General features: G+C 66.5%; 22 protein-coding genes, 2 tRNA genes and 1 pseudogene. 10 read left to right on the plus strand and 15 right to left on the minus strand.

What is annotated here, in order from left to right; genetic code table 11:
- Window positions 1-3: 3 nt before the first annotated feature.
- The 5 genes and pseudogenes from fdhE to RAH32_RS05060 all read left to right on the plus strand — a co-directional run bounded on the left by fdhE (window position 4) and on the right by RAH32_RS05060 (window position 4,686).
- Complete coding sequence (fdhE, locus tag RAH32_RS05040; protein WP_306605727.1) at window positions 4-918, plus strand: formate dehydrogenase accessory protein FdhE; 915 nt, start codon at window positions 4-6, stop codon at window positions 916-918.
- Window positions 918-2,285, plus strand: coding sequence for an L-seryl-tRNA(Sec) selenium transferase (selA, locus tag RAH32_RS05045; protein WP_306605729.1), 1,368 nt, complete (start codon window positions 918-920; stop codon window positions 2,283-2,285). The genes fdhE and selA overlap by 1 nt, the downstream gene beginning before the upstream one ends.
- Window positions 2,282-4,138: pseudogene (gene selB / locus RAH32_RS05050) on the plus strand (selenocysteine-specific translation elongation factor); the annotation flags it as partial. The gene selA and the pseudogene selB, both read left to right, overlap by 4 nt.
- A gap of 48 nt (window positions 4,139-4,186) precedes the next feature.
- A tRNA-Sec gene (locus RAH32_RS05055) sits at window positions 4,187-4,282 on the plus strand.
- Window positions 4,283-4,299: 17 nt separating this feature from the next.
- Window positions 4,300-4,686, plus strand: a complete 387-nt coding sequence (locus tag RAH32_RS05060; protein WP_306605730.1) for a hypothetical protein — start codon at window positions 4,300-4,302, stop codon at window positions 4,684-4,686.
- On the opposite strand, the gene RAH32_RS05065 is transcribed toward RAH32_RS05060, so the two are convergent.
- Complete coding sequence (locus tag RAH32_RS05065; protein ID WP_306605731.1) at window positions 4,687-5,136, minus strand: hypothetical protein; 450 nt, start codon at window positions 5,134-5,136, stop codon at window positions 4,687-4,689.
- Window positions 5,137-5,280: 144 nt separating this feature from the next.
- Between RAH32_RS05065 and tig the strand changes: the two genes are divergently transcribed.
- From tig to RAH32_RS05085, 4 genes are all read left to right on the plus strand, one after another.
- Window positions 5,281-6,615 carry a trigger factor gene (tig, locus tag RAH32_RS05070; RefSeq protein WP_306606553.1) on the plus strand — a complete coding sequence of 445 codons (1,335 nt, stop codon included), beginning with the start codon at window positions 5,281-5,283 and terminating at the stop codon, window positions 6,613-6,615.
- Window positions 6,616-6,714: 99 nt separating this feature from the next.
- Window positions 6,715-7,134 carry a DUF1489 family protein gene (locus RAH32_RS05075; protein ID WP_306605733.1) on the plus strand — a complete coding sequence of 140 codons (420 nt, stop codon included), beginning with the start codon at window positions 6,715-6,717 and terminating at the stop codon, window positions 7,132-7,134.
- Window positions 7,135-7,175: 41 nt separating this feature from the next.
- Window positions 7,176-7,249: transfer RNA gene (locus RAH32_RS05080), tRNA-Gly, on the plus strand.
- Window positions 7,250-7,438: 189 nt separating this feature from the next.
- Window positions 7,439-8,104 carry a hypothetical protein gene (locus tag RAH32_RS05085; RefSeq protein ID WP_306605735.1) on the plus strand — a complete coding sequence of 222 codons (666 nt, stop codon included), beginning with the start codon at window positions 7,439-7,441 and terminating at the stop codon, window positions 8,102-8,104.
- A gap of 73 nt (window positions 8,105-8,177) precedes the next feature.
- Here RAH32_RS05085 and RAH32_RS05090 read toward each other — a convergent pair whose 3' ends face one another.
- The 11 genes from RAH32_RS05090 to RAH32_RS05140 form a co-directional block, all read right to left on the minus strand.
- Complete coding sequence (locus tag RAH32_RS05090) at window positions 8,178-8,921, minus strand: MipA/OmpV family protein (protein ID WP_306605737.1); 744 nt, start codon at window positions 8,919-8,921, stop codon at window positions 8,178-8,180.
- A 125-nt stretch (window positions 8,922-9,046) separates the two neighbouring features.
- Complete coding sequence (locus tag RAH32_RS05095) at window positions 9,047-10,894, minus strand: ABC-F family ATP-binding cassette domain-containing protein (protein WP_306606555.1); 1,848 nt, start codon at window positions 10,892-10,894, stop codon at window positions 9,047-9,049.
- Between the two features lie 87 nt (window positions 10,895-10,981).
- Window positions 10,982-11,242, minus strand: a complete 261-nt coding sequence (locus tag RAH32_RS05100) for a hypothetical protein (RefSeq protein ID WP_306605739.1) — start codon at window positions 11,240-11,242, stop codon at window positions 10,982-10,984.
- A 247-nt stretch (window positions 11,243-11,489) separates the two neighbouring features.
- The gene (locus tag RAH32_RS05105; RefSeq protein WP_306605741.1) at window positions 11,490-12,017 is read right to left on the minus strand and encodes a hypothetical protein; all 528 of its coding nucleotides are present in this window, start codon (window positions 12,015-12,017) and stop codon (window positions 11,490-11,492) included.
- A gap of 298 nt (window positions 12,018-12,315) precedes the next feature.
- Window positions 12,316-12,582: a Txe/YoeB family addiction module toxin gene (locus RAH32_RS05110; RefSeq protein ID WP_306605744.1), complete on the minus strand. Its 267-nt coding sequence runs from the start codon at window positions 12,580-12,582 to the stop codon at window positions 12,316-12,318.
- Window positions 12,563-12,829 carry a type II toxin-antitoxin system Phd/YefM family antitoxin gene (locus RAH32_RS05115; protein ID WP_306605746.1) on the minus strand — a complete coding sequence of 89 codons (267 nt, stop codon included), beginning with the start codon at window positions 12,827-12,829 and terminating at the stop codon, window positions 12,563-12,565. The genes RAH32_RS05110 and RAH32_RS05115 overlap by 20 nt, the downstream gene beginning before the upstream one ends.
- Window positions 12,830-12,948: 119 nt before the next feature.
- On the minus strand, window positions 12,949-13,983 hold the full coding sequence (gene fba / locus RAH32_RS05120; protein ID WP_306605747.1) for a class II fructose-bisphosphate aldolase: 1,035 nt from the start codon (window positions 13,981-13,983) through the stop codon (window positions 12,949-12,951).
- Between the two features lie 4 nt (window positions 13,984-13,987).
- Window positions 13,988-14,968: a class 1 fructose-bisphosphatase gene (locus RAH32_RS05125; protein WP_306605749.1), complete on the minus strand. Its 981-nt coding sequence runs from the start codon at window positions 14,966-14,968 to the stop codon at window positions 13,988-13,990.
- 1 nt (window position 14,969) lies between these two features.
- Entirely contained in the window at window positions 14,970-15,431 is a 462-nt protein-coding gene (derI, locus tag RAH32_RS05130; protein WP_306605751.1) for a D-erythrulose-4-phosphate isomerase, read from the minus strand.
- Window positions 15,428-16,195 carry a triose-phosphate isomerase gene (locus RAH32_RS05135; protein ID WP_306605753.1) on the minus strand — a complete coding sequence of 256 codons (768 nt, stop codon included), beginning with the start codon at window positions 16,193-16,195 and terminating at the stop codon, window positions 15,428-15,430. Before RAH32_RS05135 ends, derI begins: the two co-directional genes overlap by 4 nt.
- 4 nt (window positions 16,196-16,199) lie before the next feature.
- The gene (locus RAH32_RS05140) at window positions 16,200-16,964 is read right to left on the minus strand and encodes a DeoR/GlpR family DNA-binding transcription regulator (RefSeq protein WP_306605755.1); all 765 of its coding nucleotides are present in this window, start codon (window positions 16,962-16,964) and stop codon (window positions 16,200-16,202) included.
- Between the two features lie 144 nt (window positions 16,965-17,108).
- On the opposite strand from RAH32_RS05140, the gene tkt reads away from it, so the two are divergent.
- Window positions 17,109-19,139 (plus strand): transketolase, encoded by a 2,031-nt coding sequence (gene tkt, locus RAH32_RS05145; protein ID WP_306605757.1) that lies wholly within the window; start codon window positions 17,109-17,111, stop codon window positions 19,137-19,139.
- Window positions 19,140-19,213: 74 nt separating this feature from the next.
- Here tkt and RAH32_RS05150 read toward each other — a convergent pair whose 3' ends face one another.
- Genes RAH32_RS05150 through RAH32_RS05160 form a run of 3 tightly spaced genes read right to left on the minus strand, consistent with a single transcriptional unit; the run spans window position 19,214 to window position 22,247 of the window.
- On the minus strand, window positions 19,214-20,167 hold the full coding sequence (locus RAH32_RS05150; RefSeq protein WP_306605760.1) for a sugar-binding transcriptional regulator: 954 nt from the start codon (window positions 20,165-20,167) through the stop codon (window positions 19,214-19,216).
- On the minus strand, window positions 20,167-21,315 hold the full coding sequence (locus RAH32_RS05155) for an iron-containing alcohol dehydrogenase (protein WP_306605762.1): 1,149 nt from the start codon (window positions 21,313-21,315) through the stop codon (window positions 20,167-20,169). The genes RAH32_RS05150 and RAH32_RS05155 overlap by 1 nt, the downstream gene beginning before the upstream one ends.
- Window positions 21,315-22,247, minus strand: a complete 933-nt coding sequence (locus tag RAH32_RS05160; protein ID WP_306605764.1) for a sugar phosphate isomerase/epimerase family protein — start codon at window positions 22,245-22,247, stop codon at window positions 21,315-21,317. Before RAH32_RS05160 ends, RAH32_RS05155 begins: the two co-directional genes overlap by 1 nt.

Raw genomic sequence — 22,247 nt, forward strand, 5'->3', positions numbered from 1 at the left:
GCGATGAACAACAGTCTGAAACCCGACCCTTCGGTCATTGGCGGCGTCCCTGTGGCGCCGCTGGCCTTTCTGCCCGATGCCCCTGCCGTCTTCGACAAGCGGGCCGGGCGGTTCGCCTTTCTGGCGGATCACGGCGGCAATCTGGCGCCCTATATGCGTTTTCTGGCCGACCTGACCGCTTTGCAGGCGCGGCTTGCGCGCGAACTGCCCCCCGTGATGCCGATCCCCACGGACCGGGTGGAACTGGCCCAATCCAGCCGGATGCCCCCCATCGACCGCGCGGCGCTTGCCACGGACGAAGGGATGCACGCCACGCTGGACCGCTTCCTGGCCGAGGCCGCGGGCCTTGAGATGCCCGAACAGGCCCGCCTTGCCCTGTCCGCGGTGACCGCATCGGGGATTGCCGACCGGCATTGGCTGCTGGAAAACATCCTGTCCGACCGCATCCCCGACGACAGCGCCGCGCCCCACCTGTTCGTCGGCGCGGCGGTGCAACTGCACCTGGCGCGGTTGGCGGGAACGCTGGACGCGGCGAAGCTGGTCAAGATCAGGACCGGCACCTGCCCCACCTGCGGCGGCAAGCCCGCCACGTCATCGGTGATGGGCCAGGCGGGCATCGAAAGCACGCGCTACGCTACCTGCGGCTGCTGCGCGACCCAGTGGAACGAGGTGCGCGTCGTCTGCCTCTGCTGCGGATCGAACGCCGCGATCAGCTATCGCAGCGCCGAAACGGACGAGGCGACCGTCAAGGCCGAGGTCTGCGGCGATTGCAAAGGCTGGGTCAAGATCCTGTATCAGGTCAAGAACGCCAGCCTCGATCCCATCGCCGACGACGTGTCCAGCCTGGGGCTGGACATGCTGATGAGGGACACGGACTTCCGGCGCGGCGGCTTCAACCCCTTCATCGCGGGATACTGATGGCGGGGTTCCGCGCCCTGCCCTCGGTCGATCAGTTCCTGTTGTCCCCGATGGGCCAAACGCTGATCGACGGCCACGGCCGCGCGGCGGTCACGGCGGGCCTGCGCGCCCGTCTGGACGCCGCCCGTGCCGCGATCCGCGACGGCGCCGACGGTGACGCCGAGGCCGCGCGCCTGCCGCATCTGCTGGCTGCCGACCTGGCCGCCGCCGCGCAGTCGAACCTGCGGCCGATGCTTAATCTGACCGGCACTGTCCTGCACACCAACCTGGGCCGCGCGATTCTGGCGGACGAGGCCATCGCCGCCGCCAGTGCCGCCATGGCCGCCCCGCTGGCCCTGGAGTTCGACCTGGACAGCGGCGGTCGCGGACAGCGCGACGACCACCTGCGTGGGATTCTGTGCGAGTTGACGGGGGCCGAGGACGCCACGATCGTCAACAACAACGCCGCTGCCGTGCTGATCGCGCTGAACACCTTCGGGCAAGGGCGGCAGGCCATCGTCTCACGCGGGGAACTGATCGAGATCGGCGGCGCCTTTCGGATGCCCGACATCATGGCCCGCGCCGGCGCGCATCTGGTCGAGGTGGGCACCACCAACCGCACCCATCCGTGCGATTACCAGGACGCGATCACGCCGGACACCGGGCTGATCCTCAAGGTCCACACCTCGAACTATCGCATCGAGGGCTTCACGGCCGAGGTGCCCGCCCCGCACCTGGCGCAGATCGCGCGCAAGGCAGGCGTGGTGCTGCTCAATGACCTGGGCGCAGGATCGCTGGTCGATCTGGCCGCCTGGGGGCTGCGCCGCGAACCCACCGTGGCCGAGGCCGTGGCCGAAGGCGCGGACCTGATCACCTTTTCGGGCGACAAGCTGCTGGGCGGGCCGCAGGCGGGCTTCATCGTCGGACGCCGCGACCTGATCGCGCAGATCAACAAAAACCCGCTGAAACGCGCCGTCCGCCTGGACAAGATCCGCATCGCGGCCTTGGAGGCGACGCTGCGACTTTACCGCGACCCCGACCGGCTGGCCGAACGTCTGCCCACGCTGCGATACCTGTCGCGCCCGCAAGCCGACATCGCCGCGCAGGCCGCGCGCCTTGCCCCGCAGGTCGGTGCGCTGCTGCCGGACTACACGGTGACCACGACGGACTGCGCCAGCCAGATCGGCTCGGGCGCGCTGCCGACCGACACCATCCCCTCGGCCGGGCTGCGGATCACCGGCGCGGGGGGCGATGCGCCTGACCGGCTGGCCGCCCGACTGCGCGCCCTGCCCCGCCCGGTGATCGGCCATATCCGCGACGGTGCGCTGATCCTGGATCTGCGCTGCCTCGACCAGGACGAGGATCTGCTGCGGGCGTTGTCGGCATGATCGTCGGCACGGCGGGGCATATCGACCACGGCAAGACGGCGCTTGTGAAGGCGCTGACCGGCACCGACGCTGACCGCCTGGCCGAGGAGAAGGCGCGCGGCATCACCATTGACCTGGGCTTCGCCTATGCCGACCTGGGCAGCGGTGCGATCACCGGCTTCGTCGATGTGCCGGGGCATGAACGCCTGATCCACACCATGCTGGCAGGCGCGGGCGGCATCGACATGGCGCTGCTGGTCGTGGCTGCCGACGACGGCGTGATGCCGCAGACGCGGGAACATGTGGCGATCCTGGATCTGCTGGGCATTCCGCGCGCCGTCGTGGCGCTGACCAAGTCCGACCTGGCGGACGACGCCCGCCGCGCCGAAGTCGCCGCCGAGATCCGCGAGGCTCTTGCAGGGACCGCCCTGGCCCATGCGCCGATCCTGCCCGTGTCCTCGCTGACCGGCGAAGGGATCGACACCCTGCGCGCGTCGCTGATCGCCACTGAATCCGAGACGACCGCCCGCCAAGCCGATGGCCCCATGCGACTGGCAGTGGACCGCAGCTTTACCTTGTCCGGCGCGGGCACGGTGGTGACGGGAACCATGCTGACGGGAAGGGTTGCCGTCGGGGATCAGGTGATCGTCAGCCCGCGCGGCCTGCCCGCCCGCATCCGCGCCATCCACGCACAGAACCGCCCGGCAACGGAAGGCGTTGCGGGACAGCGTTGCGCCCTGAACCTGGCGGGCGAGGCGATCAGCAAGGATGCCATCCATCGCGGCGACGTGGTGCTGTCGCCCACGCTGCACGCCCCGACCGACCGGATCGACGCCTGGCTGACGGTGCTGCCGTCCGAACCCAAGCCCATCGGCACCTGGTTCCCCGCCCGCCTGCACAGCCACGCCGTCGAAACCGGCGCGCGCATCGTGCCCCTGGGCGATCCGATCCAGCCCGGCGAAGGCGGTCCCGTGCAGATCGTGCTGGATCGGCCCATTGCTGCGGCGGTGCATGACCGCTTCATCCTGCGCGACGTGTCCGCCAGCCGCACCATCGGCGGCGGGCGCTTCCTCGACCTGCGCGCCCCGGCCCGTAAGCGCCGCACGCCCGAACGGCTGGCGCTGCTTGACGCCGCCCGCGCCGAGGATCCGGGGGCCGCCCTTGCCGCGATGCTGGCCGTGGCGCCGGTCGATCTGCCCGCCTTTGCCCGCGACCGCAGCCTGTCGCCTGCCGATCTGACCGATGCCCTGCGCCGCGCGGATGCGGCGACCATCGGCGACCTGGCCCTTGGCCGTCCGGTGCTGACCGTGCTGCAGGCCCAGTTGACGGAAACCCTGACACAGTTCCACGCGGACAACCCCGACCTTGCGGGCCTGGGCCGCGAACGCCTGCGCCTGGCGCTGCACCCGCGCCTGCCGAAGGACGCCTTCCTGACCTTCCTGCGGGCCGAGGCCGACGCGGGCCGCGCGGTCCCCGATGGTGCCTTCGTCCGCCTGCCCGGCCACGAGGTCCGCCTGACACCGGATGACGAGGCGCTGTGGGATCGCATCGCCCCCGCCCTTGCGGGCGAAACCCGCTTTCGCCCGCCGCGCGTGCGCGACTTCGCGACCGACTTCGGCATCGACGAACGCGACATCCGCCGCGTGCTGCGCCTGACGCAGAAGCTGGGCCGAACCGACCAGATCGCCCATGACCATTTCTTCGCGCGCGAGACGACGCGAGAGATGGTGGCGATCATCCACGATGTCGCGGCGCAGGCCCCTGACGGCTGGTTCACCGCGCCCGCCTTTCGCGACCGCGTGCAGAACGGCCGCAAGGTCGCCATCGAGATCCTCGACTTCTTCGACCGCCTGGGCCTGACCTTGCGCCGGGGCGATTTACGTCGCATCAACCCTCATCGCGCCGACCTGTTCGGCGATCCTGGAAGGGAATCGTCCCCGGTGGGGCGGCCGGACTTCAACTCCGGTTGGGGCAGCGAGACTGTCCCGGGTGGGTTCGACTCCCATTCCCTTCCGCCAGTTTCCGAAGGCCAGGCATGAACGAAACCGATTTCGACGACTGGGTGCAGCAGACCTATGCCGAGACCCAGGGCTTCACGATGCTGATCGTGCTGCTGGGCATCGGCGGCGGGCGCATCGACCTGCTGCGGTCGGCCTATCTGCACGTGATCGGGGACGAGATCCGCTGGCCCGACATGGCGGGTTATCTGGACGGATCGGGCGTGGACTGGGACGCGGTCGTGCTGTTCCGCGCGGGGCGCGAGGGGCTGGTCAAGGACGACATCGCCCGCGACCGGCTGGACCAGCTTGTCCGCGCGATGAACGGCGACCGCACCCTGATCCGGGACGGAGAGTTCCTGAACCGCGACGGTCTGCGGCTGCGGCTGGACGACGCCGAGCCGCAGCCGCCGATCCTCAACTGATCAGCAGTCGGGCGCCCTGGCCGCGACCGGTTCAGCCCGGCCCGTCAGGTCCAGACCCCGCGCCGTGGGCGGCTGCCAGGTCGGCGAGGCGTTCAGCGCCCCTTGCGTGTTCGTGCCCAGGTGGGAACCGCCAAGGCCCCCGCTCCACCCGCTGGTGCCTGCGTTGTTGGCTTCGGTGCTGTCCGAACCGGGCTGCGGCTGGGTCGCGGGCTGGGCCACCGTGTCCGGGGCCGGGCAGCCGCCTTCGCCGGACTGGCCTGCTTCCTCGGTGGCAGCCGTCTGCGTCCCCTGGGCCTGCGCGCCGGGGGTCCCGTTGCGGGCGGCGTCCTGGGCCGCCGTGGCTGCAGTCGCGGCGCGGGGCTGGGCCATGTCGGGGGATGCGGCGGTCTGGGCCAGGCCCGTTCCGGCGGCCAGAAGGCTGGTGGCGATGATGACGCTGAAACGGGTCATGGCGGGCCTTTTGCAAAGGGGAGCGACGGAAAACGCCCCGGCCGCTGCGCGGGTTCCGCTTGCAGAGACCTGCCCCCGCGACTAGAAGGACGGGAATTTTTCGGGCTGCCCGGTTTTGGCGGCCATTATGGCATGAGGACGATGATGCAGGTCACGGAAACGCAGAACGAAGGTCTCAAGCGGGGCTATCAGTTCACCCTGCCGGCAGCTGATCTGGCCGCGACGGTCGATGCGAAGCTGAAGGAAGCGCAGCCCGAGGTCGAGATGAAGGGCTTTCGCAAGGGCAAGGTCCCGATGGCCATGCTGAAAAAGCAGTTCGGCCAGCGGATCATGGGCGATGCCATGCAGGAAGCCATCGACGGCGCGCTGAAGAACCACCTGGACACGTCCGGCGACCGTCCCGCGACCCAGCCCAAGGTCGAGATGCAGAACGGCGAGACCTGGAAGGAGGGCGACGACGTCGTCGTCAACGTCTCCTACGAGGCGCTGCCCGCCATCCCCGAGGTGGACCTGTCCAGCCTGACGCTGGAAAAGCTGTCGGTCCCGGCCGAGGAAGCCGCGATCAACGAGGCGCTGGAAAACCTGGCGAAGTCGGCGCAGTCCTTCGAGGACCGCAAGAAGGGCAGCAAGGCCAAGGACGGCGACCAGGTCGTGATCGACTTCAAGGGCTTCGTCGACGGCGAGGCCTTCGAGGGCGGCGCGGGCGAGGATTACCCGCTGGTGCTGGGCTCGAACAGCTTCATCCCCGGCTTCGAGGATCAGCTGGTCGGCGCGAAGGCCGATGAGGACGTGACGGTGAACGTCAAGTTCCCCGACCAGTACGGCGCCCCGCACCTGGCGGGCAAGGACGCCACCTTCGAATGCAAGGTCAAGGCCGTGAAGGCGCCCAAGGCGGCGGAAATCGACGACGAACTGGCCAAGAAATTCGGCGCCGAGGATCTGGAAGGCCTGAAGAAGCAGATCGCCGGCCGCCTGGAACAGGAATATGCCGGCGCCGCCCGCGCGATCCTGAAACGCTCGCTGCTGGACCAGCTGGACGAGAAGGTGAAGTTCGACCTGCCCGAATCGCTGGTCGAGGCCGAGGCGCATCAGATCGCCCACCAGCTGTGGCACGAGGAAAACCCCGAGGTCCACGACCACAACCACGGCAGCATCGAGCCGACCGACGAGCACAAGAAGCTGGCCGAGCGCCGCGTGCGCCTGGGCCTGCTGCTGGCCGAGATCGGCCAGAAGGCCGAGGTGACCGTCACCGACCAGGAGATGACGCAGGCCGTGCTGCGCGCCGCGCGCCAGTATCCCGGCCAGGAACGCGCCTTCTTCGAGTTCGTCCAGCAGAACCAGGCCGTCCAGCAGCAGCTGCGCGCCCCGATCTTCGAGGACAAGGTCGTCGATCACATCGCCGAGCAGGCGCAGGTCACTGAAAAGACCGTGACCAAGGAAGAACTGGAAAAGGCTGTCGAGGCCCTGGACGAGCTTTGATCGTCCCATTCCATTGAACCGAAAGGCCGCGCCATCCCGCGCGGCCTTTTCGTTTCCGACAGCCTTGTGAGGCCGCCGGGCACCCCCTATCTTGCGGCCATGTCAGCACAACTCCACCTCATGAAGCTTTGCGTGGGCGCCGAAGGCCCCGATGAACTGGCCGAATGGCAGCGCCGCTTTGGCGACGGCCATGCCGTCCATGTCACCCGCATGTGGCCCAAGCGAGAGGACGAACTGCTGTCGGGCGGGTCGATCTTCTGGGTCTTCAAGGGGGTGATGCTGGCCCGCCAGCGGATCGTCCGGCTGGACGAACATTTCCGCGACGACGGCATCCGCCGCTGCGCCCTGATCCTGGACCGCGACATCGTGCCGGTCACCGCCGTGCCGCGCCGCCCCTTCCAGGGCTGGCGCTATCTGACGGCCCAGGATGCCCCCGCCGACATGCCGCGCGGGCGCGCAGGCGACGCCGCCCTGCCCCCGCAGATGGCCGCGGCGCTTGCCGAGATGGGCCTTGTCTGATGCTTGACGCGGCCCGCGCCATCGTTTAGCCAAGGCGCCACGCGGGTGTAGCTCAATGGTAGAGCAGCAGCTTCCCAAGCTGAATACGAGGGTTCGATTCCCTTCACCCGCTCCATCCCGTCCATGACCGTCCTTGACCCGCCTGCGGCAGCGTAACCGCATCGGCGGTTTTTCCCGACAATGATCCCTTTTTCGCCTATCACCGGAGGCGCGGGTATTTTGGTTTTGACTCGGTCCCGGCAGCGGCCGGTAATCGACCCTGCGCGGCCTTGGGATGCCGCATCTTACGACGGGAAGGTCGAGCATGAAAATCACGGTCATTTCCCTGCTGGCGGCAGGTTTGGCGATCGGCATCGGCGGACAGGCGAACGCAGCCACCCTGGCCAGGTTCGATATCGGTCTGCGATACGAGGGCACGACATATACCGACCTGGCGGTCACGGACTATGGCACGGCCGGACCGACCGATCCGGCGGGATGGCAGGAGCATCAGTTCGATACCCTTCTGGCCGAGGAAAGCGGACTGGCGCTGCCGACCCTGCGACCTGGGCTGTCCATCGGCGACATGGTTGCGTTCCGCGCCACGCTGTCGGTCCCCGATGATCCCGAAGACATGATCGCCCCTTTCGACAACGGCGGCTATGCGCTTCGCTGCAATCTTGCCGGGGTCGGCTGCACGGACGGCGTGACGGGCACCTATCACAACGGCGACATGCTGTTCGGCGAATATCGGTCGCTGACGGTCGATCCAAGGCCAGGCGGGACGCTGACCTATGTTTTCAACAACGATTACCTGTCTTCCGAGTCGCTGGGCTGGGGAACGATGACCTTCTTCAACAGAATGGCCGAGTTCACCGTTGTCTCCGTCAACCAGCCTGCCCCCGTTCCCCTGCCCATGTCGGCGGGACTTCTGGGCCTGGGGATCGGCGCCCTGGCGATGACGCGGCGTCGGCGGCGCCAGCCGGCCTGATCCCGCCATCCCTTGGCCGGAGAACGAAAAGGGCCGCGACAGTGTCGCGGCCCCTTGGACCTGAGGGTCCGGGTCAGAACCCGAACGAGAACTTGCGCACGACCCCGAACTTGATCGCGGGCTGGTATTCGTCCTGGACCACCGGCGAATCCGCGGCATCGCCGATCAGCTTGCCGTATTCGATTTCGCCCAGCAACGCGGTGTTCTCCGTCAGGGCGTATTGCGCCTCGAAGGTGATCGACGCCTTGTTGAAGCCGCCGCCGATGTCATAGGCGGGACGGCCCGGGATCGCCTCGTCCGGGGTGACGCCGAAATAGGTGCCGTTGTAATCGCCGTCCCCATAGCCCAGCGACAGGCCCGACCACAGGGTCACGCGGTCGGACAGCTCGGTGCGGTATCTTGCGCCGACTTCCCCGGTCAGCCCCTCGTGCCCGTCAAAGCCCTTGCGGACCGAACCGAACGCCGTCACCGGACCCGCGCCATAGCTGACGCGCAGACCCAGTTCATAGGCGCGGTCGATATCCTCCATCCCCGCCAGGTCGTCATTGTCCGAAGCGTCGCGTTCGCCCACCGTGCCGAAGGACGGAGAGATCGCAAAACCCTCGCGCAGGTTGCTGCCCGGCTGGCCGAAGCCCGCGTTGCGCCAGATCAGCCAGGGACCGGCCTCGGCGTCGTCGGAACCGGGATAATCCGGGCCGACATCCACGCCGACCCCCAGATCGACCGAAAACTCGCGGCCTGCAAAGCCGAAATCCTGCGCATGAACACCCGTGGCAGCGGATGCGGCAAGAACGGCCAAGGCCAGCAGATGTTTCATGGTCGGGTCCTTCAGGAGGGGTCGGCGGGATGTAATCGCTTCCTAGGGTCGAATCGTTACACTGCACAAGGCGCCACGGGCCAATCGTTAACGATCATCGCCCGGGCGGCGCATTTGCGCAACAGCTATCCCCGTTCGGCACCTTCCAGATTTTCCAACGCATTCATCCAGATATCTTCGGCCCGCGCCATGGCCTGCACGGCCTCAAGGCGCTTGGCGGACCAGCGTTTCGCCTCGTGCGGGTCGTTATACAGCGCCGGATCGGCCAGCTTCACGTCCAGCTTTTCCAGCATCTCGGCCAGCTTCTGGACACGTTCCTCGGCCCGGCGGGCTTCGGCGCGCAGGGCCAGCAACTCGTCGCGCGGCGCGCGTTTCGGGGCGGGTTTCGGCTTTTCCTCGACGACCCGGGGTTCGTCCCCGCCCAGCAGGAAACGGCGGTAATCGTCCAGATCCCCCTCGTAGGGAGAGACCGCGCCGTCGCTGACCAGCCACAGCCGGTCGGCCACCAGCCCCAGCAGGTGCATGTCGTGGGAAACCAGCACCACCGCGCCGGTATAGTCGTTCAGCGCCTCGGTCAGCGCCTCGCGGGATTCGATGTCCAGGTGGTTGGTGGGTTCGTCCAGGATCAGCAGATGCGGCGCGTCGATGGTCGCGATCAGCAGCGACAGCCGCGCCTTCTGGCCGCCCGACAGCTGGCCGACCTTGGTCTCGGCCTGCGCCTCCATCAGCCCGAAGCCCGCCAGCCGGGCGCGCAGTTTCGCCTGGCCCTCATCGGGGCGCAGGCGGCGGATATGGGCCAGCGGGGTTTCGCCAAGGTCCAACTCGTCCACCTGATGCTGGGCGAAGTATCCGATGCGCAGCTTGGACGACCGCGTCAGCTTGCCTTCCATCGCGGGCAGGCGTTCGGCCAGAAGCTTGGACAGCGTGGACTTGCCCTGCCCGTTCCGGCCCAACAGCGCGATGCGGTCGTCCTGGTCGATGCGCAGCGACAGCTTGCGCAGCACCGCGCGCCCGTCATAGCCGACGCTGACCCCCTCCATCGCGACGATGGGGGGCGACAGTTCCTCGGGCTGCGGAAAGCCGAAGCGGTGGAACTTGGCTTCCTCGGGCGCAGTGATCGGCTCCATCCGGGCCAGCATCTTGACGCGGGCCTGGGCCTGGCGGGCCTTCGATGCCTTGGCGCGGAAGCGGTCCACGAAGCTTTGCAGATGGGCGCGGCGGTCGGCCTGCTTTCGCGCCTCGGCGGCCTGCAGGGCGCGCTTTTCCGCCCGCATCCGCGCGAAGTCATCATAACCGCCCGTGTAAAGCGTCAGCTTGCGGTTCTCCAGATGCAGGATATGGGCCACGGCGCGGTTCAAGAGGTCGCGATCATGGCTGATGATGATGACGGTATGCGGATAGCGCGCCAGATAGGTTTCCAGCCACAGCGCGCCTTCCAGGTCCAGATAGTTCGTGGGTTCGTCCAGCAGCAGAACGTCGGGCTGCGCGAACAGCACCCCCGCAAGCGCCACCCGCATCCGCCAGCCGCCGGAAAAATCGCTGGTGGGCCGTGCCTGGTCGGCGGTCGAAAAGCCCAGGCCGTCCAGGATGGAGGCCGCCCGCGCCTCGGCCGACCAGGCGTCGATATCGGCCAGCCGGGTCTGGATGTCCGCAATGCGGTGCGCGTCCGTGGCGGTGTGGCTTTCAGCCAGCAGGGCCGCGCGTTCCTTGTCTTCGGCCAGAACGGTTTCCAGGACCGAGGTGGCCGTTCCCGCCGCCTCTTGCGCGACGCCGCCGATGCGGGCGCGGCTGGGCAGGCTGATGTCGCCGCCGTCGAGGCTGAGTTCCCCGCGGATCAGGCGGAACAGCGTGGTCTTGCCCGCGCCGTTGGGGCCGACAAGGCCGACTTTGTGGCCTTCGGGAATGGTGGCCGAAGCCCCTTCGAACAAAGGGCGGCCCTGGATGGAATAGGATATGTCGTCGATGCGCAGCATTGCCGGGGGATGGCCGATGCGAAGCCGCGCGTCAAGCGGCGACAGGCACCCCACACCACTGCATCACCCCGCGCGGGGGACAATGTGTCAGTTGGCCGGTTCCACCGGAGCTGCATCCACGGGGGCTGCATGCGCCGGTGCTGCTTCCGCGGGGACCGGGGTGCCAGGCGCAGACTCGATCGGCAGGGGCACGGTCTCGGTCGTTTCGACCGCGGCCTCGGCAGCGGTTTCGGACCGGTCGCGCCCCGACAGGACCATGAAGGCGACCATGATCAGAAATCCGGCGGGGATCAGCGCATAAAGGATCGAGCGGGGCATGCCGCGGCTGGGTTTGGGTTCGGTGGCCATGGCGGGGTTCCTTTCCAATGTCGGGAGGATAACAGCGGAAGGGGTGGGGAAGTTTCAGGTATGGGGTTGGTGGTGCGGTTGGGGTGGACCCAATGGCCCTTGGGGATGGTGGCAGTTGCGCCTTTGGACAGAGGGCGGCCCTGGATGGAATAGGAGATGTCGTCGATGCGCAGCATGGGGATGGAGGACGGGAGGGCGCGTCAGAGGGGTTAATGAGACAAAACGCCACGTGTTGTTCTGTAATAAGTTACACGCACTTAGATGGCCCCCGATCCCTCATAAATATTGGCGCGGTAGGCTTGCGAACTTCTTGAACCATACTAAACGGAACGTAATAAGTAACTTTCTTAGCAAATTTTCCTGGCTTCTGATTAAAAATATGCTCTACAATCATCTTGTAATAATGGTTTGACATGATCGTGACAACCTCTCTCACCCAAAGCATCCATGCATCAATCGCTTCATGAAAGGTGATATTTTTCAAACCGTGAATATGTCGTGATACGCGAGCTATGAACATAACTTCTTCCCCGGCAGGGTAGAAGCTGTTCCCGTGCTTTTGATGAACATAGAGACTAAAATCCGCATTAGGACTCGTGTACGTCAAATTCTTTTTTGCTGCGCGGAACGAATAGTGATTTGTTGCTTCATTACGGAGATATTCTGATAATTTAAAGCCAACCATCTTTTCAGTAGAAGAAATTTCCTTTCTGATATTTTCGGATTCATCGCTCCAACTTTTATCTGCATTTTTACAATCCTTCCCTTCAAGCATCACGCACTACTCAAAGACTTTTGAAGAAATAGTGCGGAGCAAGATGTGGCGTTGAGTCCAACTTGCTGAGTCCAACAGATCATTCCCTGTTCGAGGATGTGCAGCATTAAGGAATAGACGCATCAACGAATTTATTTCTGTTATAGCATAAGCTGTAATGACCAATCCTGCTTGAAGATCAGGATGCAAATGAGAAAAGTCCTTTTTGCGAAGTTTATATTCGCCAATCTGCTCGATAGCTTTGTTTTCCAAAACAACTCCCCATAGCAACAGACAGGTTATACAGTAGCCACCCCACCTAATAATGATACCGGCACTGCGCAATCTCCAACGCCTGCGCCTCCCCATTCCCCGACACTCGATAGACCAGCCGGTCCGCCTGCGTGATCCTTCGGGACCACCAACCGGACAAATCGCCTTTCAAGGGTTCGGGCTTGCCGGTCCCCTTGAACGGTGTCCGCATGGTTTCCTTGATCAGATCGTTCAGCCGCTCGAAAACCTTTGCATCGCTGTTGCGCCAGTGGTGATAGTCCTGCCATGCGGCGTCAGAGAAGATCAGCTTCATCGTCCAGGGTCCGCTCGACCCCCTGCCCCGCATTCAACTGGGCGATGGAGTCCCGCAGGCGACCCGCGTTGGCGGGCGAGGTCAGCAGATACAGCGTTTCCTGGATTGCGTCCCATTCTTCCTTGCCGACGACCACAACGGCCTCACGCCCCGAGCGGGTGATGACCGTTTCGGTCTTGTCGTGGATCGCTTGGTCCATGACATCCTTCAGGTGCTTGCGGGCGTCGGTATAGGTGACGATGTTCATGGCGGGACCGGGTTTGCTTCCCGCAAACTTGGTACCTCATCCTGTACATGTCAATCCAGGGCCTCCAACGAAAAAGGCCCCGCCACCCGGCGAGGCCCCTTCTTCATCCTATCCGCAGATCAATACCGCGAGGCCATCACCGACAGCGGCAGCGGCACGATCTTGTCGGCATTGCCTGCCGTGCCAAACGCCTCGAAGCGGTCCTTGCAGACCTGCGACATCATCTGCATCGCGGGCTTCAGGTATTTGCGCGGGTCGAACTCGGAGGGTTCCTCGGAAAAGACCTTGCGGATCGCGGCAGTCATCGCCAGGCGGTTGTCGGTGTCGATGTTGACCTTGCGCACGCCGTGCTTGATGCCGCGCTGGATCTCCTCGACCGGGACGCCCCAGGTCGGCTTGATGTCGCCGCCATAGCTGTTGATGATCTGTTGCAGATCCTCGGGGACGGACGACGACCCGTGCATCACCAGGTGGGTGTTGGGCAGGCGGGTGTGGATTTCCTCGATCACGTGCATCGCCAGGATGTCGCCGTCGGGCTTGCGCGAGAACTTGTAGGCGCCGTGGCTGGTGCCCATGGCGATGGCCAGCGCGTCCACCTTGGTGTCGTTCACGAAGCGCACGGCCTCGTCCGGGTCGGTCAGAAGCTGGTCATGGCCCAGCTGCTCGGTCGCGCCGTGGCCGTCCTCCTGGTCGCCCATGCCGGTTTCCAGGCTGCCCAGGACGCCCAGTTCGCCCTCGACCGAGACGCCGCAGGCATGGGCCATCTCGACCACCTTGGCGGTGATGTCGCGGTTATAGGCGTAATCGGCGGGCGTCTTGCCGTCGGCCTTCAACGAGCCGTCCATCATCACGCTGGTGAAGCCGTTCTGGATGGCGGTGGCGCAGGTCGCCAACCCGTTGCCGTGGTCCAGGTGCATGCACAGCGGGATGTCCGGGAAGGCCTTGGCAAAGCCCTGGATCAGCCCGGCCAGCACCAGATCGTTGGCATAGGCCCGCGCCCCCCGGCTGGCTTGCAGGATCACCGGCGATTTCGTCGCCTGCGCGGCGGTCATGATCGCCAGACCCTGCTCCATGTTGTTGATGTTGAAGGCGGGGACCGCATAGCCATTCTCGGCCGCGTGGTCGAGAAGCTGGCGCAGGGTAATCATAGCCATGTTGTTATCCTTCCGTGGGTTCGGCCAGATAGCCGAGGATCGTCTCGACCTCGTCCTTAGCGCCGAATATCAGGGGCGTCATGTCGTGTACCGCTAACGGTTTGCGATAACGGATCGGCTGCGCGCCGTCGGACGCCAGCCCGCCCGCCTGTTCGACCAGAAAGGCGATCGGCATGCATTCATAGACCAGCCGCAGGCGACCGTTTTCATAGCCGGGGCGGCGGTCGGCGGGATAGAGGAACGCGCCGCCGTTCAGCAGGATCCGGTGCAATTCGCCCACGGCGGCGGCCAGCCAGCGCATGTTGTAGTTCTTGCCCAGAGGTCCGTCCTTGCCCGCCCGCAGATCCGCGACCCAGGCTTGCAGGCCCGCGTTCCAGTGGCGTTCGTTGGACGCGTTATAGGCGATGGTGGATGCGGTCGGCTTCAGCGTGACGTTCTCGCGCACCATGCGGAACTCGCCCGCCTCGGCGTCCCAGCCGGCGATATGGGTGCCATCGCCCAGGGACCAGCCGAAGTCCATCGAATGGCCGAAAGAGGCATAGCCAGCGGCCACGACCGCCTCGCCCGTGCGCAGGAAACCCTCGGGCGCGGCGGGTAGGATGGAGAACAGCATCCCCAGGGGTGCGCCGATGCCGATGCTGCCTGACCCGTCGATGGGATCCATCGCCACGTCCCAGGCACCTTCGGGATTGAGTTCGATGACCGCCTCGGCTTCCTCGGACAGGACCTGGCGGACACCCGCCTCGCGCAGAGCCGCGATCATGTGGTGATGCGCGCCCACGTCCAGGGCCTTCTGCTTGTCGCCGGTGTCGTTCACGCCGACGATCTCGGTCGGATCGCCGTGCAGACGCCCTGCGCCAAGGCGGGCGGCCACCGCAGGCTGCGCCCGGGCAATCGCGTGGACGATGGCGGCGGGGCCGTCACCCGTCAGCACATGCGACAGCAGGCGGCCTGTTGCCGGGCCGTCGTTCGGCAGTTTCAGCATCTTACGCCTTGTTGTATTTCGCATCGACCGCGTCGATGGCGTTCACGTTGCCCGCGGACTTGCCGGCCTTGTCGAAATTCTCGGTCTCGGCCAGCCACTTGTCGGCGATGGCCTTGGCCAGTTCCGGGCCGATGACGCGGGCGCCCATGGTGATGATATGGGCGTCATTCGACAGCGCGGCGCGTTCCGCCGAATAGGTGTCGTGGGTCAGCGCAGCGCGGATGCCCGGCACCTTGTTGGCCGCGATGCAGACGCCGATGCCGGTGCCGCAGACCAGGATGGCGCGGTCGAAGGTGCCGTCCTTGACCTGGCTTGCCACCCGGTCCGAGAGGTTGGCATAGAAGGCGTCAGGGCCTTCGTCGGTGCGGCTGATTTCCGAGACCTGATGCTTGTCCTTCAGGTGGTCGGCCAGGATCTTGGCCAGACCCTCACCCGCGCTGTCGCCTGCGATTGCCAGTTTCATTTCGTGTCTCCGATGGTTGCGGCGCAGCGCGCCAGGATGTCGAGATAGCCGTCCACGTTCCAGGCCGACCGTCCGATAAACAGCCCGTCGATATGCGGGCAGGAAATCAGTTCCTCGCAGTTGCCCGGATTGACCGAGCCGCCGTAAAGACAGGGCACCTTGCGGCCCAGGATGTTCTGGGCCACCGCGATGATCTCGGCCTGCCGGGCATCGGCGTAATCCGAGGTCGCGGGGATGCCGTTCACGCCGATGGCCCAGACGGGTTCGTAGGCCAGCAGGATCGTCGCATCGCTGCCCGCCACGCGGGACAACGCGCCGCGTACCTGGGTTTCCAGCACGTCCTGCGCACGGCCTGCCTCGCGTTCGGCTAGGGTCTCGCCAATGCAGATCAGCGGGATCAACCCGTGGCGGACGGCGGCCTCGGTCTTCAGGCCCACGGTCTCGTCCGTCTCGCCGAAATGCTCGCGGCGTTCGCTGTGGCCCAGTTCCACGATGTCGAGGTTGCAGTCACGCAGCATCACCGGCGAGACCTCGCCCGTCCAGGCGCCCTCGTCCGCCCAATGCATGTTCTGCGCGCCGACCTTGACGGAGGTATCCGCCAGCCACTCCTTGACCTGCCGCACCGCGGTGAAGGGCGGGATCACGAAACGCTGGATGCGCGGATCGCGGTCAGCATCCGCCGCGGCCAGGCCTTCGGCAAAGACGCGCGCCTCGGCCAGCGTCTTGTTCATCTTCCAGCTTGTGCCGATCCAGAAATCCGTCATGCGGTCAGTCCCTTGCGATTGTCAGCCGCAGCCCGGCCCGGTCGATGGCAGTTCGATCCTGGGGCGCGGGGGCGGCGTCGGTGATGATGGCGTCGAAATCGGACAGGTCGGCCAGCATGTGCAGGGCCGACCGGCCGAAGCGCGTATGGTTGACCAGCAGCACGGCCCGGTCGGCGGCGGCGATCATCGCCCGCTTGGCGCGGATCGCCGCGTCGTCCATGTGGAAGGCCCGCAGCCCCGCCACGGCGGGGGTCGAGATGAAGGCCAGGTCGGCGCGCAGCCGCGACAGCGCATCCTCGGTCACGACGCCGAAAAAGCCGTTGAACTTGGCGCTGTAGGTGCCGCCAAGCGCGATCAACGTGACGCGGGGCGCGTCCTTCAGCCGCTCGATCACGGCGGCGTTGTTGGTGATGACCGTCAGCGGCGCCTTGTCGGTCAGGCTGGCGCCCAGCAGGGCGGCCATGGACCCGTCGTTGACCATCACCGTCATGCCGGGTTCGACCATCTCCAGTGCCGCGCGGGCCATGCGGGCCTTGGCGTCGCTGTCCTGGAGCGCGCGGATGCGGAAGTCGCTTTCGAACTGCGTCCCCGCCTCGATGGTGGCGCCGCCGCGCACCTTGCGCAAAAGGCCCGCCTGTTCCAGGTCGTCCAGGTCGCGGTGGATGGTCATGCGCGACACGGCAAAGCGGTCGGCCAGATCGTCCAGATCCACGGCACGCGATCCGACCAGAAGATCCATGATCGCCTGCCTGCGTTCCTCGCGCTTCAACCATGCCTCCTGCGTTAGGGGCGCTTGTAACATCATCCCGGCATATCGCAACACCATTATTGTGAGATTGTGATGGTGTTTTGTGATTATTGTTGTGATCAACCCCGGTCCACGGTATTGACCCCCAAACCCTCGGAGGACCACATGCCCCTAGATTCGCCCAAGGATCCCAAGATCGCGGCCAAGGCCGACCTGGACCCGCAGAACTTCGCGCTTGCCAACTGCATCCGCGCGCTGTCCATCGACGCAGTGAATGCCGCGAACTCGGGCCACCCGGGCGCGCCCATGGGCATGGCGGATGCGGCGACGGTCCTGTTCCGCAACCACCTGAAGTTCTACGCAAAAAATCCCGACTGGCCGGATCGCGACCGCTTCGTGCTGTCGAACGGCCATGCCTCGATGCTGCTCTACAGCCTGTTGCACCTGACGGGTTATGAGGACATGACGCTGGAGCAGGTGAAGAACTTCCGCCAGTGGGGCTCGATCACCGCCGGCCACCCGGAATACGGACACGCCAAGGGCATCGAGACGACGACCGGCCCGCTGGGTCAGGGCATTGCCACGGCTGTCGGCATGGCGCTTGCGGAACGGGCTTTGGCGGCAGAATTCGGCGATGATCTGGTGGATCATCACACCTATGTCTTCGTGGGCGACGGCTGCCTGCAGGAAGGCATCGGACAAGAGGCGATCAGCCTTGCCGGGCACCTGGGCCTGGGCAAGATGATCGTGCTGTATGACGACAACGACATCACCATCGACGGCCCGACCTCGATCAGCTTCTCGGAAGATGTCGCGGCACGGTTCGAGGCCTGCGGGTGGCATGTCCAGAAATGCGACGGCCATGACGGCAAGGCGCTTGATGCGGCCATTGCGGCGGCCAAGGCGGAAACGGGCAAGCCGTCCTTGATCGCGATGAAGACGGTGATCGGCTTCGGCTCGCCCAACAAGGCGGGCACCTATTCTGTCCACGGATCGCCCTTGGGCAAGGACGAGGCCGCGCTGACCCGCGAGGCGATCGGCTGGGCGCATGATCCCTTCGTGATCCCCGAGGACCTGCTGTCCGAATGGCGCAGGATCGGCACCCGCGGCGCCACCGACCGCGAGGCCTGGGAAGCCCGCCTGGCCGGCAAGTCGGCCGAGGTCCGCGACGAATTCAACCGCCGCCTGTCGGGCGAACTGCCCAAGGGCTATGACGCCGCCGTCAAGGCCGCCCGCGATGCGCTGTTTGCCGAACCCAAGAAGGCCGCGACCCGCAAGGCCAGCCAGATGGCGCTGGAACCGCTGACCGCCGCGCTGCCGGAAATGATCGGCGGATCGGCCGACCTGACCGGCTCGAACCTGACCCGCGTCAAGGCCGTGGACAGCCAGTACACGCGTCAGGCGCCGGGCCGTTATATCGGCTATGGCGTGCGTGAATTCGGCATGGCCGCCGCGATGAACGGGATCAACCTGCATGGCGGCTTCATCGCCTATGGCGGGACGTTCCTGGTGTTTTCGGACTATGCCCGCAACGCGATCCGCCTGTCGGCGCTGATGGGGGTCGGCACGATCTATGTGATGACCCATGACAGCATCGGTCTGGGCGAGGACGGCCCGACCCACCAGCCGATCGAGCATCTGGCATCGCTGCGCGCCATCCCGAACCTGACGGTCCTGCGCCCCGCCGACACGGTGGAAACGCTGGAAGCCTGGGACATCGCGATCCGCAACCGCAAGGTGCCGTCGCTGCTGGCCTTGTCGCGCCAGGACGTGCCGCAACTGCGGCTGGAAGCGGGCGACGAGAACCTGACCGCCAAGGGCGCCTATGTCATCCGCCAGTTCGGGGAAGGCCGCGACGTGACGCTGATCGCCACGGGGACCGAGGTGCAGCTGGCCGTCCAGGCGGCCGAGGCGTTGCACGCCGACGGGTTGAACGTCGCCGTCGTGTCCATGCCCTCGTGGGAGCTGTTCGATGCCCAGTCCGAGGAGTATCGCGAGGCCACCTTGGGCGACGCGCCGCGCATCGCGGTGGAAGCGGCAGGCAAGTTCGGCTGGACCCGCTATGTCGCATCCGAGGATGACGTGATCGGCATGACGGGCTTTGGCGCATCGGCGCCCATCGACCGGCTGTACAAGGAGTTCGGGATCACGGCGGACGCCATCGTCGCACGGGCGAAGGCATTGACCGGCAAGTGATCGGCCAAGGTGCGTGGGGAACCACGCACCCTACGCCGCAAACCCGTAGGGTGCGTGCTTTGCACGCACCTTTTCTATTGGAGCGCCAAGGCCTGCGCCGTCACCTCGTCGGTGATCAGCCCTTGCAGCCGCCCGCTGCGCAAGGCCGCACGGATCGCCTCGACCTTGTCCGCCCCGCCCGCGATCACCACGACCCGACTGGCCCCCGGTTCGTCCAGCGAAGCCGAGAGCGTCCGCGCCGAAAGCGCGGTATCCAGCACCCGGCCCCCGGCGTCGAAGAAATGGCCCATCATCTCGCCCACCCCGCCGGCTGCACGGATCTCGTCGATCTCGCGCGGCTCGATCATGCCCGACGCCACAAGCTGCGCGCCGGGATCGACCGTGCCCATGCCGACGATCTTCAGGTCGGCGCCATTGGCCAGGTCGAAGATCTCGGCCACGCCGGGCTGGTTCAGCAACACCGCGCGGTCGGATTCGGAATTGGCGAAGAACGGCACCGGCAGGACATAGGCCTGCGCGCCGGTCCGTTCGGCCAGCCGGTGCATCACGTCATGGCGATTGGCCGAATAATGTCGCGTCAGCCCGCCCAGCAGCGACACGAAGCGGGTGCCGTTCGCGTCGAAACGCGGCAGTTCCTGGACGGCCGCGGCCAGCGTGCGGCCATGGCCCAGACCGATGGTCCTGTGCTCGCCCCGCTCGATTTCCCGGCGCAGGAAACTGGCCCCGGCCAGGCCCAGGGCGCGCAGGGGCATCCCTTCCTCGCCCAGATCGGGCGCAACCTCGCAGAAGGCCAAGCCATAGAGCGCGCAGATCCGGTCCTCCAGCATCGCGCATTCCACGATCTCGCCGTCGATGCTGACCTTGACCACGCCATCGGCCACGGCGCGGGCGATCAGGCGATGCGCCTTGACGCCGGTGACGCCCAGCCGCTTGGCGACCGCCGCCTGGGTCAGCCCGCCCGCATAATGCAGCCAGGCCGCGCGGGTGGCGAGGCTGCGCTCGGGGTCGATCCCGCCATGCCGTGCCATCAGCCGGCCTCCTCCATGATGCGGCGCAACTGGTTTTCCGTCAGCACGACCGGATTGGCCTTCATGGAGGATGAACTGGCCGCGGCCGCGGCGGCGGCGGCTTGCGCCTCGGGGCCGATGCCAAGGGCGGTCAGCGCGGGAAGGCCCGACCGGTGCGACCAGTCGGCCAGGGCCCGCGTCGCCTCGGGCATGGATGCGAAGGGCGTGTCAAAGGCCGCGCCGATCCAGCGGGCCACCTGGTCCAGCCGCTCGACGGCTGCGGGATCCCGGGCGGCGTGGCGGTTCGCCATCAGCACATGCGGCAGCAGTGCCCCGCAGACCGCGCCATGCGGCGCCCCGGTCAGTCCGCCCAGCGGCCCGGCAAGGCCATGGACCGCGCCAAGTCCGGCATTGGCAAGGGCCAAGCCGCCGCACAGGGATACCCAGGCCATGTCGTCGCGGGCCTCCTGGTCCTCGGCCTCCATCAGCCGCCGGATCGCGGCCAGACCGCGTGGGATCGCGTCGCGGCACAGCGCGTCGGTCAGCGGATTCGCGCGGGTGCAGACAAAGGGCTCGATCACCTGCGTGATGGCATCCAGGCCCGAGGCCAGCGTGACCGCGCGCGGGCAGCCGTCGGTCAGCGCGGGGTCCACGATCGCCAGGCGCGGCAGCATCCGCGTGTCGCGCAGGCTGACCTTGCGGCGGTGTTCGGGCACGCCGATCACGGCGTTGCGCGTGACCTCGGCCCCGGTCCCGGCGGTGGTGGGAATGGCGACAAAGGGCAAGGGCGCGTGATCCAGCGGCAGGCCCTGCCCCACGACCTCCAGGTGGTCCAGCATCGGACGGGTGGCGGGGACAAGCGCCGCGATGGCCTTGCCCGCGTCGATCACCGCGCCGCCGCCCAGGGCCACGACGACCTGCGCGCCCTGCGCAGCCTGGATACCCTGGGCTACCAGATCGGTGTCGGGTTCGCGCGGCACGGCGAAAGTCGTGACCTCGCATCCCTGCGCCCGCAGCGCATCGGCCAGCCAGGCGGCGCGGTCGGGGCTGCGGCCATGAACCAGCAGCACCCGGCGGCCCAGCCCCGCCACGCGCCCTGCGGCATGGGCGGCCTGGCCCCTGCCGAACAGGATCTCGGTCGCGGTGGCGAAGGCGAAGGGCTGAACCATCAGACGCGCAAGTCCCCGGCGCCGCTGTCGATATGCGGCGCCCAGAAGGCCACGCTTTCGGCGATCTGGGCGATCACCTGGCGGTCGTTCGGTTCGCGTTCCTTGAAGGACAGTTCCAGACAGATTTCGTTGTCCACCGCGCCGCCCTGGGCAAGGGCGGCCAGCAGCGGTTCGGGCTGGACCCGGCCCTTGGCGTTGTATTCGGCGGTAAAGGGGCGGTGGCCCGACTTGTCCATCATCGACTGCTTGATGTGGATGATCGGGCTGACCCTGGGCACCGCGCGCGCCCAGGCATAGGGGTCGGTGTCGTCGGGGTTGGGGCTGGTCACGTCGCCATGGTCGATGTCGGCCATCATCCACATCGGCACGGCCATGTCCGCCGCCGTCAGCCGGTCCTGCAATTCCATGCAGGCGCCGATGGTTTCGCCGAACTCGCGCCCCACGCTCATCGGTTCCCAGAAGACGTAGGACAGCCCCGCAGCCCTGGCGTGTTCGGCGACCTCGGCCCAAGCGTCGATGGCGGTGCGGATCAGAGCCTCGCGCCGCTGGGGATCGTCGTAATCGCGATAGGTGAAGATCGCGAACTGCGTGCCCACGGACGTGCCGCCAAGATCGCCGATGATGTCGGCGAAGGTCTTGAACCAATCGACATAGTATCGCCGCACGTCGCGGTCAGGATGGCCGAAGTGATTCAGCCGCCCGTAAGGGCCGGTCATGCCGCTGGTGACGCGCACGCCCGTCCGGTCCAGTGCAGCCGCCATCTGCCGCGTCAGGCGGCGAATCACCGGGGCTGCCCATGACGGGTTGATGAATTCGTGCGTCAGCTGCAGGTCGCGAATGCGCAGATCGCGCGCGACCGTGCCGATCAGGTCATCGGGATCGGCGAAGCGGTTGACCAGCGGATTGGTGTTCAGCGAAAGCGTCAGGGGCAT

It is taken from the genome of Paracoccus yibinensis (assembly GCF_030846195.1).
Classification (GTDB): Bacteria; Pseudomonadota; Alphaproteobacteria; order Rhodobacterales; family Rhodobacteraceae; genus Paracoccus; species Paracoccus yibinensis.

Coding starts and splice junctions, on each gene's coding strand:
- derI (WP_306605751.1), bottom strand. CDS start 15,431: ATGAAACTGGCAATCGCAGGCGACAGCGCGGGTGAGGGTCTGGCCAAG.
- RAH32_RS05115 (WP_306605746.1), bottom strand. CDS start 12,829: ATGAACATCGTCACCTATACCGACGCCCGCAAGCACCTGAAGGATGTC.
- RAH32_RS05085 (WP_306605735.1), top strand. CDS start 7,439: ATGAAAATCACGGTCATTTCCCTGCTGGCGGCAGGTTTGGCGATCGGC.
- RAH32_RS05135 (WP_306605753.1), bottom strand. CDS start 16,195: ATGACGGATTTCTGGATCGGCACAAGCTGGAAGATGAACAAGACGCTG.
- RAH32_RS05075 (WP_306605733.1), top strand. CDS start 6,715: ATGTCAGCACAACTCCACCTCATGAAGCTTTGCGTGGGCGCCGAAGGC.
- tkt (WP_306605757.1), top strand. CDS start 17,109: ATGCCCCTAGATTCGCCCAAGGATCCCAAGATCGCGGCCAAGGCCGAC.
- RAH32_RS05155 (WP_306605762.1), bottom strand. CDS start 21,315: ATGGTTCAGCCCTTCGCCTTCGCCACCGCGACCGAGATCCTGTTCGGC.
- tig (WP_306606553.1), top strand. CDS start 5,281: ATGCAGGTCACGGAAACGCAGAACGAAGGTCTCAAGCGGGGCTATCAG.
- fdhE (WP_306605727.1), top strand. CDS start 4: ATGAACAACAGTCTGAAACCCGACCCTTCGGTCATTGGCGGCGTCCCT.
- RAH32_RS05160 (WP_306605764.1), bottom strand. CDS start 22,247: ATGCCCCTGACGCTTTCGCTGAACACCAATCCGCTGGTCAACCGCTTC.
- RAH32_RS05090 (WP_306605737.1), bottom strand. CDS start 8,921: ATGAAACATCTGCTGGCCTTGGCCGTTCTTGCCGCATCCGCTGCCACG.
- selA (WP_306605729.1), top strand. CDS start 918: ATGGCGGGGTTCCGCGCCCTGCCCTCGGTCGATCAGTTCCTGTTGTCC.
- RAH32_RS05105 (WP_306605741.1), bottom strand. CDS start 12,017: ATGCTTGAAGGGAAGGATTGTAAAAATGCAGATAAAAGTTGGAGCGAT.
- RAH32_RS05150 (WP_306605760.1), bottom strand. CDS start 20,167: ATGGCACGGCATGGCGGGATCGACCCCGAGCGCAGCCTCGCCACCCGC.
- RAH32_RS05110 (WP_306605744.1), bottom strand. CDS start 12,582: ATGAAGCTGATCTTCTCTGACGCCGCATGGCAGGACTATCACCACTGG.
- RAH32_RS05100 (WP_306605739.1), bottom strand. CDS start 11,242: ATGGCCACCGAACCCAAACCCAGCCGCGGCATGCCCCGCTCGATCCTT.
- RAH32_RS05065 (WP_306605731.1), bottom strand. CDS start 5,136: ATGACCCGTTTCAGCGTCATCATCGCCACCAGCCTTCTGGCCGCCGGA.
- RAH32_RS05095 (WP_306606555.1), bottom strand. CDS start 10,894: ATGCTGCGCATCGACGACATATCCTATTCCATCCAGGGCCGCCCTTTG.
- RAH32_RS05060 (WP_306605730.1), top strand. CDS start 4,300: ATGAACGAAACCGATTTCGACGACTGGGTGCAGCAGACCTATGCCGAG.
- fba (WP_306605747.1), bottom strand. CDS start 13,983: ATGGCTATGATTACCCTGCGCCAGCTTCTCGACCACGCGGCCGAGAAT.
- RAH32_RS05125 (WP_306605749.1), bottom strand. CDS start 14,968: ATGCTGAAACTGCCGAACGACGGCCCGGCAACAGGCCGCCTGCTGTCG.